The organism is Streptomyces sp. ALI-76-A (genome assembly GCF_030287445.1).
Lineage (GTDB): Bacteria > Actinomycetota > Actinomycetes > Streptomycetales > Streptomycetaceae > Streptomyces.
Genome location: NZ_JASVWB010000002.1, coordinates 763,621 through 777,123 on the forward strand (window position 1 = coordinate 763,621; position 13,503 = coordinate 777,123).

The 13,503-nt window shown below is 71.8% G+C and carries 10 protein-coding genes; 2 read left to right on the plus strand and 8 right to left on the minus strand.

Annotation, left to right across the window (positions count from 1 at the left end; genetic code table 11):
* Positions 1-129 precede the first annotated feature (129 nt).
* A complete protein-coding gene (locus tag QQS16_RS04185; protein WP_286060250.1) occupies positions 130-1,524 on the plus strand; it encodes a Tat pathway signal sequence domain protein in 1,395 nt (464 codons plus the stop codon).
* Between the two features lie 365 nt (positions 1,525-1,889).
* Here the strand turns inward: QQS16_RS04185 and QQS16_RS04190 are convergent, their stop codons facing one another.
* Both QQS16_RS04190 and QQS16_RS04195 read right to left on the minus strand, forming a co-directional pair.
* Positions 1,890-2,468, minus strand: coding sequence for a phosphatase PAP2 family protein (locus QQS16_RS04190; RefSeq protein ID WP_286060251.1), 579 nt, complete (start codon positions 2,466-2,468; stop codon positions 1,890-1,892).
* On the minus strand, positions 2,461-3,840 hold the full coding sequence (locus QQS16_RS04195) for a diacylglycerol/lipid kinase family protein (protein ID WP_286060252.1): 1,380 nt from the start codon (positions 3,838-3,840) through the stop codon (positions 2,461-2,463). Before QQS16_RS04195 ends, QQS16_RS04190 begins: the two co-directional genes overlap by 8 nt.
* Before the next feature lie 335 nt (positions 3,841-4,175).
* On the opposite strand from QQS16_RS04195, the gene QQS16_RS04200 reads away from it, so the two are divergent.
* Positions 4,176-5,306 (plus strand): SGNH/GDSL hydrolase family protein, encoded by a 1,131-nt coding sequence (locus QQS16_RS04200; protein ID WP_286060253.1) that lies wholly within the window; start codon positions 4,176-4,178, stop codon positions 5,304-5,306.
* 46 nt (positions 5,307-5,352) lie between these two features.
* Here the strand turns inward: QQS16_RS04200 and QQS16_RS04205 are convergent, their stop codons facing one another.
* The 6 genes from QQS16_RS04205 to QQS16_RS04230 form a co-directional block, all read right to left on the minus strand.
* On the minus strand, positions 5,353-5,949 hold the full coding sequence (locus QQS16_RS04205) for a TetR/AcrR family transcriptional regulator (RefSeq protein WP_286060254.1): 597 nt from the start codon (positions 5,947-5,949) through the stop codon (positions 5,353-5,355).
* 32 nt (positions 5,950-5,981) lie between these two features.
* Positions 5,982-8,039 carry a galactose-binding domain-containing protein gene (locus QQS16_RS04210; RefSeq protein WP_286066220.1) on the minus strand — a complete coding sequence of 686 codons (2,058 nt, stop codon included), beginning with the start codon at positions 8,037-8,039 and terminating at the stop codon, positions 5,982-5,984.
* A 292-nt stretch (positions 8,040-8,331) separates the two neighbouring features.
* A complete protein-coding gene (locus QQS16_RS04215) occupies positions 8,332-8,991 on the minus strand; it encodes a YceI family protein (protein WP_286060255.1) in 660 nt (219 codons plus the stop codon).
* A 212-nt stretch (positions 8,992-9,203) separates the two neighbouring features.
* Positions 9,204-10,796 (minus strand): sodium/solute symporter, encoded by a 1,593-nt coding sequence (locus QQS16_RS04220; protein ID WP_286060256.1) that lies wholly within the window; start codon positions 10,794-10,796, stop codon positions 9,204-9,206.
* Positions 10,790-11,254: a DUF485 domain-containing protein gene (locus QQS16_RS04225; RefSeq protein WP_286060257.1), complete on the minus strand. Its 465-nt coding sequence runs from the start codon at positions 11,252-11,254 to the stop codon at positions 10,790-10,792. Before QQS16_RS04225 ends, QQS16_RS04220 begins: the two co-directional genes overlap by 7 nt.
* Before the next feature lie 733 nt (positions 11,255-11,987).
* Positions 11,988-13,490 carry an MFS transporter gene (locus tag QQS16_RS04230; RefSeq protein WP_286060258.1) on the minus strand — a complete coding sequence of 501 codons (1,503 nt, stop codon included), beginning with the start codon at positions 13,488-13,490 and terminating at the stop codon, positions 11,988-11,990.
* Between the last annotated feature and the right edge of the window lie 13 nt (positions 13,491-13,503).

Here is a 13,503-nt window from a genome sequence, read left to right on the forward strand (position 1 = left end):
GCGCGACAGCACAATGAGCGCGCGCAGTCCTGAGAGCGCTCTCAGCCTCATCCCGTTCCGCCGCTCCTGCCCTGTCCCGCCCTGTCCCGCCTTTTCCGCAGCGCTACCCCCACACCTTCGAGGAGACCCATGACCGGCAGCCAAGGCCCGGTACTCAGTCGTCGTGCGCTCATCGGGACCGGGCTCGGTGTCGGCGCCGCGGTCCTCACCGCGGCCGGCGCCGGCACGGCGGGGGCGGCGGAATCCCCGTCCGGCGCGGGCCACGGCTCCTCCCAGCGGCGGGCCCACGCCTTCCTGGCCGCGGCCATGGACGCCTATCCGGAGCACGGCCCGATCCGGCTCGCCCAGAGCTACACCGACCAGGCGGGCCTGTTCAGCACCGCCTTCACCTACGACAACGCCCTCACGATCCTGGCCCACCTCGCCTCCCGCACCCAGGACGGCCGGTCCCGGGCCGTGGCGCTCGGCGACGCGCTCCTCCACGCCCAGACCCATGACCCCGGTCATGACGACGGCAGACTCCGGCAGGCGTACAACGTGGGGCCGTACACCTTCTACGACGGCACGCCGCAGCCGGACGGCTTCGTCCGGGCCGACGGCACGGCCAACGTCGGAACCCAGTTCGGCTTCACCGGGACCGCCGTGGGCGACATGGCCTGGGCCGCCATCGCGCTCGGCGCCCTCGCCCGCCGTACCGGCAAGCGGCGGTTCCTCACCGGCGCCGTCCGGGCGGGCGAGTGGATCGCCCGCGTCGGCCACACCGAGGAACCCCTGGGCGGCTACAAGTTCGGCGTCAACGGGGCCGACGAGAAACTGCCGTTCACCTCCACCGAGCACAACACCGACCTGATCGCCCTCTTCGGGCAGCTCGCCCGGCTCACCGGAGACGGGGTCTGGTGGGAGCGGCGCGCGCGTGCCGAAGCCTTCGTCAAGCGCATGTGGGAACCGGCCGGGGGCTTCTTCTACACCGGCACCAACGACGGCGTGACCGTCAACACCTCGCCGATCCCCGAGGACACCCAGACCTGGACCCACCTCGCCCTCGACTCGCCCGCCCACGCCCGCTCCCTGGACTGGGCCGCGACCCGACTGGCCGTCCTGGACACGGCCGACCGGCCCAACAGCACGGTGCCTGCGGGCCAGTCCTACGAGGGGGTCACGTTCAGCTCCGCCAGCCTGCTGGCGAACGAGGACGCCCCGATCGCCGCGGGGCAGCCCAAGCCGGACCGCCACGGGGTGTGGTTCGAAGGCACGGCCCACCTGGCACTCGCTCTGCGCGACCGGCACGCTCCCGGGGACGAGGCCCGCGCCCGGCGGCTGCTCGCGTCCGTCGAGCGGGCCCAGGAACGACTCGGCGGCGGCCAGACCATCGGCGGCAGGACGCTTGCCGCGCGATCCGGAGTGGTCTCGGCGAGCAGCCCGCTCGACACCGGTTTCGGATTCGGCTACTACCCCTACCGGCACACCGGGGCAACCGCCTGGTACGTGCTGGCGGCCGCCCGCGCCAATCCCCTGCGGGTGTGACCTGGTACCTGCCGGCAGGGCCCGCGCCGATCCCCTGCGGGCCCGAGCGGGACGCCGCCTCGTCAGAAACGGGTGGGCGCCGCCCGTAAGGGGAGGAGGACGACGCCTCGCGAGGGACGGGTGGACGCCACCTCGCGAGGGACGGGTGGACGCCACCTCGCGAGGGACGGGGGGTGGACGCCACCTCGTGAAGGACGGGTGGACGACGCCTCGTGAGGGGCGGGTGGAGACGCCACGCCGCCCCCTCCTCACGGACGGGAATGCTCGCCGTCGCCGTCAGACGGGCCCACCCGTCTCCCCCTTCGGCACCCGGACCCGGACCCGGCACCCTGCACCCGTCCGACACCCCCGCCGAGCGCCCCCGCTCAGCCGCCCCGACGGGCCGCCGCGGCGAGGACCGCGGCCGCCGCGCCGGTGCCCAGGACCGCGCCGGCGACGACGTCGCCCGGGTAGTGCACGCCGGTGTGGATCCGTGAGTAGCCCACCGCGCAGGCCAGCAGGCCGAGCGGGACCGTGGCGGCGGGGAACGCGGGTCCGACCGCCGCGGCGAAGGCGACGGCCGAGGCCGTGTGGCCGGAGGGGAAGGACGCCGACGCCGGCATCGGCACATGCCGTCCCGGAAACGGCGACGCCTCGGCGCGATGGGGGCGTGGCCGACGGACGAGCCGCTTGCCGAGCAGGTTGGCGGTCGACGAGGCGACACCGACCGCCGCGAGGCCTAGCACGGCGGCACGGCGCGGCCGGCCCGGGCACAGGGCCAGCAGCCCGGCGGCGACGAACGAGATCTTGGAGTGGTCCGCCGCCGCGGACAGCTGCCGCAGGGCGGAGTCCAGCGTGGGCGTCCTGGTGACCGTGACGGCCTCGTAGAGGGCCTGGTCGAGGGCGGCGAGGTCACGCATCAGACCTCGGCGTGCCCCAGGTTCCCGCAGTGGACGGTCAGGCATCGCTGTGCTCCTGGTTCTTCTGTACGGACAGGGGGGTCCGGCCGAGCGCGAGGCGGACGACGCGCCGCCAGTCGACGGCCGGGGCCACGTAGGGGGCGCCGGGACGCTGTCTGGGCACGCGCACCCGCAGGACGCCCGGCCGCACCGTGCACACGACGGGCGGCGGCAGGGTGAGCGCCTCGCCGTCGACGGCGACCGGGACGAGTTCCTCGTCGGCCTCGACGACCACCCGACGCGACGTCAGCGCCGTGATGCTGCCGGCCCGTTCGCCGCGCAGCGCCAGTTCGGCGGCCTGCGCGGCGCTGTCCACCCGGACCGCGATCACTCCGAGCGTGCCGCCGTCGAGCCGCGGTCTGCGCCCGCCGCCCAGGGGGTCGGCGCGGACGTAGGGGTTGTTGCTCACCAGCAGTGTCTGCGGGGCGTGCAGGTGCTCGTCGTCGGTCCGGACCTCCAGGGAGGCGCCGGCGTCGCCGACCAGCAGGTCCGGCAGCTGGTCCAGGGCGGTGGCCGCCTTGGCGTCGCGGTAGTCGGGGCTCTGCACTATCTCCGCGTACGTGCCGAACGAGACCGTGTTGACGAACGGCCGCCCGGCCACGTCACCGAGATCGACGCGGAGTTCCACGCCGTCCGACAGGGCGTCCAGGCCGCTCGCCGGATCGTCCCGGTCCAGGCCCAGATCCATGGCGAAGTGATTGCGGGTTCCGGCGGCCACGACGACGAACGGCAGACCGTGTTCGGCGGCCACCCCCGCCACCAGGGCCTGGGTGCCGTCGCCGCTCGCCACGCCGAGCAGATCCGCGCCCTCGGCCACGGCCCGCCGGGCCAGGGCCACCGGGTCCGTGCCGGCGTCGAGGAGCAGCACCCGGGCGCCGAGCGCCTCGGCCCGCTCCACCAGCCCGAACTCACCGACCTTCCCGTCACCGGACCGCGGGTTCATGATCAGCACGGGTCGGCGGGGTGGCCGGACCGGGCGGGAGTGCATGCCGTGCGGTGCGCGCAGCCGGCGCAGCGCGCTGCGGGCGCAGGCCAGTGCCGCCGTCCACAACGCGAGCGCGGTCGCCGCCATCACCCACAGCCCCGACACGGCGTACAGCACCAGGACGCCGGCCGGCGCGGCCAGCGCCAGCAGGGCGCCGAGCAGGCGCGCCACGCCCCGGTGCGCGAGGGCCCACCAGATGCCCGCGCCGGCCAGGGCGAGTCCGGCCAGGCCGAGCAGCAGGACCAGCCAGCGGCCGGATCCGGCGCCGGCCCCGACCGCCGCGACGGCGCCGGCGACGCACAGCAGCGCGAGCCGGGCCAGCGTCCGCGCCGACAGGACACGTCCGCCGGAGCCGTCCGGCTTCGACTCGCTCGCCGTTCGGGTGGTGTTCATGATGCGTCGGGCGGTCCCTGGGATCCCGTGGCGCGTGCACGACGCGATCGGTCTCCCCGCGTGCTTGGGGGCCTGCCCTGTCTCCCCCTCCATGGTCATCGCGGGCCGCCGGGCTGGGCATCCCGGTATCGGTGACACCGCGGCGGCCCGACCGGGCGGACCGGCGCCTTCGGCACCGGAGAGCCAACGATCTCACGTGGTGGGCGCGGCTCCGATGTGAAGATGCCTTCGCGAGGGGTTGACGACGGCGCGCGGGACGGTCACCTTCGACAGAGCCCTTGAATGGGAGCGCTCCCACAGCACAGGGGACCTGTCCGTCGGCGAAGGAAGGCCCCATGTACCCAGCTGAACGCCTGTCCCGAAGGACGTTGCTGACGGCCGCCGTCGCGGGCACCGTCACCGCCGTCGCCTCCCCTTCGCGCGCCTCCACCCCACGGGCCTCCACCGCGTGCGCCCGCTTCCACACGGTCGGCCGGGTGAGCAGGAGTGACGACGGGTCGGTGCGCTACACCTGGCCCGGGATCTGCTTCGAGGGGCGTTTCCGCGGTCGCGGTGTCGGCGTGGTCCTGGAGGACTTCGACAACGACTACGACGTCCAGGTCGACGGCACGACCGTCGCCACCCTGGTGACGCCGGGCCGGACGACGTACCTGGTCGACGGCCTCTCCGACGCCGAGCACAGCGTGCGGCTGGTGAAACGCACCGAGAGCCCCTGGGCCGCGGGCCGGTTCGGCGGGTTCACCGCCGCTCCCGGCGGGGCCGTCCTCGCGGCACCCCCGGCCCGGAGCAGACAGATCGAGTTCATCGGTGACTCCTTCACCGCCGGATACGGCAACGTCTCCGCCACGCGCGACTGTTCGGCTACCGGCGGAGTGAACCGGAACAGCAACGCCGATCTCTCCTTCGGCGCGCTCACCGCCCGGCGGCTCGGCGCCGACCACCAGATCAACGCCTTCTCCGGCCGGGGCATGGTGCGCAACTACAACGGCGGCAGCCCCGGAACGGACTTCCGCACCTACTACGACCGGGCCCTGCTGCATGTCGACGGTGACGTCTGGCGGCGGCCGCACACCTGGCGTCCCCAGGTCGTCGTGATCGGCCTGGGCATCAACGACTTCTCCACCCCCCTCAACCCCGGTGAACCCTGGTCCACCGAGGAGGAGTTGACGGCTGCCTACGAGAGCGCCTACCACGGCTTCCTCGACGCGCTGCGGCGCCGGTACGGCCCCCGGACGTTCCTCGTGGTCGGCGCCACCCGCGTCTCCCGCACCACCGCGTTCGCCCGGGCCACCCTGCGGATCGTCCAGGAACGCAACCGGCGGGGCGATCACCGGGTCGGCCACTGGTACTACGACGATCCGGCCCTGGACTTCCTCGGCTGCGACTGGCACCCCTCCCTCCAGGACCACCGGATCATCTCCGCCCGGCTGGACACCCATCTCGCCGCCCTGCCGTTGCTCTGGTGACCGGCCGAGGGCGGAGACGGCAGAGGGCGGCGCCGGCGGCGGACGGTCAGGCGGGCGTCACCAGGCCGGTGATGTGGGCGGTGACCGTGTCCAGGATTGCGGTCCAGGCCGCCGCGTCGCCGAGCACCAGGTAGTTGAGGGTCAGTCCGTCGGTCATGGCGGCCAGGTAGCGGGCCAGTACGGGAACGGGGACACCGAGCCGGAAGTCCATGGTCTCGGCGAGTTCGCCGATGAGGTCGGCGTACGCGTCGCCGTACAGCTCGTACTGGCGTCGCGCCAGGTGCTCGAACCCCGGCTGGCGCAGGGCGTACTGGGTCAGTTCGTAGGTGAGCATGTGCTCGTCGGGGTGGGCGCGGACATGGTCCCAGTACGCCTGGAAACCGGCCCGGACGGTCTCCTCCAGGGTGGCCCGGGGGCGTAGGGCCTCCTTCACCACGGTCACGGAGTGGTCGGTGAGGGTCGTGATGACGGACTCGATCAGGGCCTGCTTGGAGTCGAAGCAGTAGTGGAAGACACTCAGGGACACGCCCGCCTCGGCGGCGATGGACCGGGTCGTGGTCTTCGCGACTCCGTCCCGGCTCATCGCCCTGATCGCCGCCTCCGTGAGCTGCCGGCGCCGCTCGGCCGACGCCATCCGCGCCATGTGCGTGTCCCCCGTGTCGTCCCGGCCCGCGGTCAGCTGCTGTGGACGCCCACCTCGCGCAGCGAGTACCCCCAGTCGGTGCCGCGGTCCAGGCCGAGGACGCGGACGTGGCGGGCCGGTGTCCCGGTGAAGCGGACCGTGTCGAGGCCGCCGTCGCCGGCGGTGGTGGACCAGGCCGTCCGCCAGCTCACACCGTCGGTGGACAGCTCGACGCGGTACGAACCGGCGTACGCGCGCTCCCAGTCGAGCGTGACGCGGCCGACCCGGTGGGTGGCGCCCAGGTCGATCCGCAGCCACTGGTCGTCGCTCCAGTCGCTGGCCCAGCGGGTGCCCGTGTCACCGTCCACGGCCCGGCCCGGCGCGTAGCTGGTGAACGGGTTGGCCTCCGCCGAACTGGCGGTCGCCGAGGCGCCCTTGGCGAGGTTGAGCCCGGCCTGGTGCTTCTCCGTCCCGCCCCAGGTGCCCAGGTAGGACTCCGCTCCGCGGAAGAGGTCGTCCACCACGCCCTGGCCGCCGACCTTCCGGATGTCCTCGATCCAGTCCGGGACCAGGCCGTAGTGCGCGGCTCCGTCGGTGTTCAGGTCCCAGGTGCGCTCGCCGGTGGTCTGCCGGTCGATGACGGAGCCACCGTCGACGCTGCGGTAGGGGTACGTCACCGGGTTCGCGGTGTCCGCGCCGCGCGGGGCCGGCCAGCCGCCGACGCCGTTCATGTCGGTGCCGTAGCCGTAGCCGACGTCGTACTTCTCGCGCAGGGCGTCCGTGCGCCGCGCCTCCGCGGCGAACTCCTCGGAGCCGTGCATGTACTGGGCGACGAAGCCGCCGAGGGCGTAGACCCGCTCGGTCCAGGCGATGTCCATCCAGCTGTGCGAGGACAGCACGCCCGGGTACGACCCGGCCTCGAAGATGTCGAGCACCCGGCCGGTGGCCTTGACGCTCATGTGGTCGATCTCCAGCATCATCTTGCGTTTCATCATGCCGCGCACCGCGTACTCACCGAGGTCGGTCAGCCCGCGGACGTTGCACTGGGCGTCGGCCTCGTACGCGGGGACCTCCACGCCGTCCGGGAGTTCCTTCTCGGCCTCGGGTGCCGCGGCGCCGCCGATGGGGTTGTCCTTCTGCGGGCCGGTGCACTTCTCGGTCCGCCAGAACGTGCCGGTCGACAGGAACTGGCCCACGTTGATGGCCGTGCCGAGGCCGTGCTCGTCGAAGCGGACCCCGCACAGCGCGTTGTCGAACTTGTGGCACAGGAACATGCTGCGCACGCCCAGGGCGTACAGCTCGTCGAGCCCGGCGTCGATGTCGGCCCTGTCGCACTGCGCGATGTCCAGGACCTGCTTGCAGCCGAACGGCTCGGAGGTCTCCACACCGAGGACGACCGCCAGCTTGCCCTGCTTGATGACCTCACGGGCCTGTGCGCTGTCGAGGACGATACGGAACCAGCCCTTGCCGGGGCCGCCGTACATCCTGTCGATGTAGGCCTGGAGGTCGTACGTCAGCTTCGCCTGGAGGCGGATCGACGTCATCTCGTCGCAGCCGCGGTCCTTGAAGAAGTACACCGAGCAGATCACGCCGTTGGTGACGAGGTCGTTGACGAGGACGCGCTGGCCGCCGCGCCAGGCCCGCTCCACCCAGGCGTAGTAGTTCTGCTGGTGGGTCAGCGAGTCGTGGGCGGGCCAGTCCTTGAAGGTGGGCCAGCCCACCGGGTCGTGCTTGCCGTCGCCGCCGTTGGTGATGTAGTCGAAGATCGCGAGCGAGCCGTCGGGGTAGTGCTCGGGGCAGTCCTTGAGCGCGTCGGCGATGCCGGCCTCGGAGAACGTCCTGCCGCAGATCAGCCGCCCGCCGAAGGCCTCGTTGGCGAACAGGTGGTTGTGCGCGTCGACGAAGCCGCGCACGTCGCCCTGGGCGTCGGTGCCGGTGAACGGCTCACCGGTGACGTTGATCTGCGAGTCCGGCGCGGGGCGTGCGGTGGGGACCCACCAGTCGGTGCCGGCCGCCGAACTCGGCGTGGGGCCGAGGGTCATGGCCAGCACGAGGAGGAGCAGCGACACCACGGTGACGTCTTTGCGTCGGTGGTACGGGCGTCCGGTCATGGTCACTGCCCACGTCCCTCGGTCGGGGGGATCGCGCGGTCGACGGGGCGCTCGACCGCCCGTGGGGTTGTCATGACCCGCGCAATATATGAGGACGAGGATCGCGACTGGCGCACTGCGAGTCAAGGGTCCGGGACAGTTGACCTGATGAACCGGGACGCCTCGGAGCACCGGGACGGCGGCGCCGGGCGGGGGCCGGGGAGCCGGCGTCTCCCGGACGCCGGACCCGCGGCTCGTCCCGGTCCCGGCCGGTCGGGTTCCGGTCCGCAACTCCCGTGCACCGCCCGCCCGGTCAGCCGACGGGGAGCGACCTGATGGCGGCGATGTCGAACTGGAGACGTACCTTCTCGCTCACCATGGCGCCGCCCTCGGCCAGTTTGGAGTTGTACGTCAGACCCCATTCGGAGCGGTTGATGGTGGTGGTCCCGTCGAAGCCGACCCGTTCGTAGCCGAAAGGGTCGGTGACGTGTCCGATGTAGGTGAGTTCCAGAACGACGGGCCGGGTGGTCTCCCTGATCGTGAGTTCGCCGGTCATGCGGTAGACGTCGGTCTCCGCGAGGTCCACGCCGGTGCTGGTGAAGCGCATCCGCGGATACGTCCTGGCGTCCAGGAAGTCACGGCCCACCAGATGGGCGTCACGCTGCTCCACACCGGTGTCGACGCTCGCGGTGTTCAGGATGATCTCCGCCTGCGAGCGGGACGGATCGCGGCCGTCGAAGTAGAGACGGCTCTGGTATTCCGTGAAAGCTCCGCGCACCGTGGTCACCATGGCGTGCCGCACGGAGAAGCCGATCCTGCTGTGTGCCGGGTCGATGACCCATTCGCCGGTCAGCGCCGCCAGCCGGGGATTCGGGAGGACGGCGGCGGAGGCGGCCGACGACCGGGTGTGGGGTGAGGGAGCGACGGCGGGCTCCGGGCGACGGAACGCGGTGCCACGGCTGAACAAATTCATGATTCACCTGACTACTGCACACGAGATCTCGCCGCAAGCCTTTGCCGGGCTGTGAAACCTTCCGGATCGACGTCACACAGCCCGCACACCTTCCCGGCATGAACAGCGAACGAGAACTCCACACATTCGCCACCCATTCCGGGAAAGCGCGGCGCCCACCGAAGTCGGCCCGGCCGCCGATCGGACTTCTCGGCCGAATCCACCGAAGACCTCTATTCGGCGCCGACGAGGGTGCGCACCTCGAAGTCCTCATGGACGTCCGGCGCTTCGGGACGGCTCAGCACCGAGCCGAGCCAGCCCAGGAGGAATCCGGCCGGGATGGAGACGAGGCCGGGGTTCTGCAGCGGGAACCAGGCGAAGTCGGCGGCCGGGTAGAGCGAGGAGGGGGTGGAGGACACGACGGGCGAGAAGACGACGAGCAGCACCGAGCACAGCAGGCCGCCGCAGAGGCTGAGCAGGGCGCCCTGCGCGGTGAAGCGCCGCCAGAACAGGGTGTAGACGAGCGTCGGCAGGATCGCCGACGCGGCGATCGCGAAGGCGAGGAAGGCCAGTGTGGCGGTGTTGGCACCCCAGGAGACCAGCGCGAGCAGCATGCCGAGGACACCGATGACGACCGCGGAGAGCCGGGCGACGGCCAGCTCCTCGGTCTGCTTCGCCCTGCCCTTGCGGATCACCTCGGCGTAGAGGTCATGGGCGAGGGAGGAGGCCGCTGCCAGGGTGAGACCCGCCGCGACCGCGAGGAGGGTGACGAAGGCCAGGCAGGACAGCAGGGCGGTGAGGACACCGCCGCCCAGGGCGTGCGCCAGCAGCAGGACGGCCGCGTCGCCCTTGCGGTCGGTCTCCACGATGGTGTCCCGGCCCACGACGGCGGTGGCGCCCAGGCCGAGAATGCCGGCGGCCAGGCAGACCAGGCTGACCAGGCCCATCGCCCACACCACCGAGGAGCGCAGGACGCCGCCCGACTTCGGGGCGAGCAGCCGCATCATGACGTGTGGGAGCGCGGCCAGCCCGAGCACGATGGCCAACTGCAGGCTGAAGAAGTCCAGTTTGCTGGTGGTGCTGGCGCCGTAGCGGAGCCCGGGCTCCAGGAACCGGGTGCCCTGCCCGCTGTTGTCCGCCGCGGCGGCGAGCAGCGCGTCGACGTTCCAGTCGTAGCGGTGCAGCACCATCACGGCGGTCACGGTGACGCCGGAGACCAGCATCACGGCCTTGACGATCTGGATGAACGTGGCTCCGGGCATGCCGCCGATGGCGGCGTACACGATGACGACGGTACCGATGACGACGACGCACAGGGTGCGGGTCGCGGCGCTCGGCTCACCGGTGAACTGGGTCAGCAGGGCGACGCTGCCGACGAGTTGGGCGACCAGGTAGAGCACGGTGATGGCCAGCGTGCACAGGGCCAGGGCCAGCCGGACCGGCCGCTGCCCGCGCGGCAGGCGCAGCGCCAGGGTGTCGCCCAGGGTGAACCGGCCCGCGTTGCGCAGGGGTTCGGCGATCAGCAGCAGGACCATCATCCAGGCCACGGCGGTGCCGCACAGGTACAGCAGCCCGTCGTAGCCGGTCAGGGCGACCAGGCCGGTGCTGCCCAGCAGGGTCGCGGCCGACAGGTAGTCCCCGCACATCGCCAGCCCGTTGCGCAGCGGGCTCATGGTGCGGTCGCCGAGGTAGAACTCGCTGATCTCGTCGCGCTGCGGCGCGGTCAGCAGGGCGGTGAACAGCGTGACCACGACCACGGACAGGAAGAGCACGAGCGTCAGTTGCAGGCTGAAGCGGTCCACGACCGCGGCGCCGGTCGTCACCACGGGCGGTACTCCCCCGCGCCGGGTGCCACGGGCCGCTCGGCCGCCGCCCGGCTTCTGGCCTCGGCCTCCTCGTGGCGGCGGGCGAGTCCGCGCAGACCGCGGGCCACCGGGGTGACCCGGGTGCGCATGTGCACCAGGTAACGCCACACGATCACGGCCATCAGCACGAACTGGCCGAGGCCCAGTGCCAGTCCGATCGTGAGATGGCCGCTCAGGGAACGGTTCATCAGGCCGGGGACGAAACTCGACACCAGGACGTACAGGAGGAATCCGCCGACGGCGGCGGCCGTCGACCTCACGCCGAACCGGCGGTGGGCGCGACGGAGGGACCGATACGCGGGATCGTGGGCCACCGACCGCGATCCCGCCTGTTCGGGAGGGAATGCGGGGTGGTGGGGCGGCAGCCCGCCGAACTGCGGGAAGTGGCGTGACACCATGCACCTTCTCTGCTGCTTCATGCCGCGCACCCGACTCTGCCGAGCTGTCGTCCGTTCAGCTCGCGGGCGCGCGGGAGCACACACCGAGTCATACTCCGTGCGGACTGTGTGGGGATTCGTGAATCCGAAATGCGCGCGATTCGAATTCCGGTGACCGGGTGCCTTGTTCGGCGGCCGGCCCTTACGTCGGGGGGTGACGACGTGGCCGGGAGGGGATTGTCGCAGCGGTCCCGTTGAACAATCAACCGGCGGCGCGCGGGGAAATCCGGGGCTGACTCATTCGCGCACTTCGGTGTCCGTCCGCGCTGTCGGGCGGCCTGCGGAAAGGTCTCCGCCGGGAAAAGGTCCGCACCTTGTCCTCCGGCCGGGTTGTCTCAAATGCAGCGCACATGTTCGGTGCGCGGCAGAGCGCCGGGTGAGGCCCGGGTCCACGAGCAGCGGAACGCTCGCACACCGTTGGCGAGAGGACGCCGAACGGGACGCCGGACACACGTGAACCCCGCTCCGCGTGCTGCGGAACGGGGCTCACGATCGAGCGCTGGGCAGGCCTTGCACCTGCATCTCCCCGCAGGAAGCGGGGCGTCTTTCCTTGGACCACCAACGCACCGTCGGGCACCGTTGGTTCGGCGCCGCGATCTGGATCAAGCATACCGCAGTCCGGAGGGTGCTCCGGTGCCGTGACGGCGCACCGGGGAGCGGCTCTCCGGTGGGCCGGGGGACCGCCGCGAGACGGTCCCGGACCGGGCCCGCCAGGTCAACCGACCCCGGTGTGCCTCCGATCGACGCGGTACAGGTCCGTGGAGGTGCCGATCAGTTCCCGGCGCTCCTCCCGCGAACCGACCATGGGCTGCGAACCGCTGAGCGGCACCTGCGCGCTCTCCGGCAGGAACCTCACCGTCACCAGCCCGATGACGCCCGCCAGCATCAGGTAGTAGGCGGGCACCATGTCGTCGCCGGTGACGCTGATCAGGGCCTCGGTCACCAGCGGGGTGGTGCCGCCGAAGGCGGCGACCGCGAAGTTGAAGCCGATGCCCATGGCCGCGTAGCGGACCGCGGTCGGGAACAGGGCGGGCAGGGTGGCGGCGCTCGGCGCGGCGAAGCAGGCCAGCAGGGTGGAGAGGATCAGCACGCCGAGGATCGGTGCCCAGGTTCCGTCCGCCTTGATGAGGAGGAAGGACGGCACCGCGAGGACGATCATCGCGGCGGCCGCGACCCCGTAGAGGGGTCGTCGGCCGACCCGGTCGCTGAGCCGGCCGAGGAAGGTGATCAGCAATACGATCCACACCATGCCGGTCAGCACGAGCACGTCGGCGGAGCCGCTCGAACGGTGCAGCGTCTCGGTCTGATAGGTGGGCAGGAAGCCGGTGACCATGTAGTTGGTCACGTTGTAGAGCAGCACGAGGCCCGCGCAGATCAGCAGGGGCCGCCAGTGGTCCTTCACGACGGTCCGCAGCTCGCCGCCCGCCGACTCCTGAGCGAGGTTCTTCTCGTGTGCGTCCAACTGCTGCTGGAACGCCGGGGATTCCTCCAGCTTGAGCCGCATGTACAGGCCGATGACGCCGAGCGGGCCGGCGATCAGGAACGGGACGCGCCAGCCCCACGACAGCATCTCGGCGTCGGTCAGCAGCAGGTTCAGCACGGTGACCAGCGCGGAGCCGAGGGCGTACCCGGTGAAGGTCCCGAAGTCGAGCCAGCTGGAGAGGAACCCGCGGCGGCGGTCCGGGGAGTACTCGGCGACGAAGGTGGTGGCGCCACCGTACTCACCGCCCGTGGAGAAGCCCTGGACCATGCGGGCCAGCAGCAGGAGGACCGGCGCGGCGATGCCGATGGTGGCGTAGCTGGGGATCAGGCCGATGGCGAAGGTGCCGGCCGCCATCATGATCATGGTGGTGGCGAGCACCTTCTGCCGGCCGATCCGGTCGCCCAGCGGGCCGAAGACGAGGCCGCCGAGGGGTCGGACGAGGAACGCCGCGGCGAAGGTCGCGAAGGACGAGATCAGCTGGGCGGCCGGTGAGGCGCCCGGGAAGAACACCTTCCCGATGGTGGCGGCGAGGTAGCTGTAGACGCCGAAGTCGAACCACTCCATGCAGTTGCCGAGCGCGGAGGCGCCCACCGCCCGCCGCAGCAGCGGTCGTTCGACGACCTGGACGTCCTCCTCGCGGAAGGCGCCTCGGTTGCGGCGGAGCCTTCGGGTCAGATCCTCCCGGACCTGGTGGGGCAGGTTCGCGACGGACTCCTCAGCCCTCTCCTCGACCACACTGGCGCCTTTC

Coding starts and splice junctions, on each gene's coding strand:
- QQS16_RS04185 (WP_286060250.1), top strand. CDS start 130: ATGACCGGCAGCCAAGGCCCGGTACTCAGTCGTCGTGCGCTCATCGGG.
- QQS16_RS04190 (WP_286060251.1), bottom strand. CDS start 2,468: ATGCCTGACCGTCCACTGCGGGAACCTGGGGCACGCCGAGGTCTGATG.
- QQS16_RS04195 (WP_286060252.1), bottom strand. CDS start 3,840: ATGAACACCACCCGAACGGCGAGCGAGTCGAAGCCGGACGGCTCCGGC.
- QQS16_RS04200 (WP_286060253.1), top strand. CDS start 4,176: ATGTACCCAGCTGAACGCCTGTCCCGAAGGACGTTGCTGACGGCCGCC.
- QQS16_RS04205 (WP_286060254.1), bottom strand. CDS start 5,949: ATGGCGCGGATGGCGTCGGCCGAGCGGCGCCGGCAGCTCACGGAGGCG.
- QQS16_RS04210 (WP_286066220.1), bottom strand. CDS start 8,039: ATGACCGGACGCCCGTACCACCGACGCAAAGACGTCACCGTGGTGTCG.
- QQS16_RS04215 (WP_286060255.1), bottom strand. CDS start 8,991: ATGAATTTGTTCAGCCGTGGCACCGCGTTCCGTCGCCCGGAGCCCGCC.
- QQS16_RS04225 (WP_286060257.1), bottom strand. CDS start 11,254: ATGAAGCAGCAGAGAAGGTGCATGGTGTCACGCCACTTCCCGCAGTTC.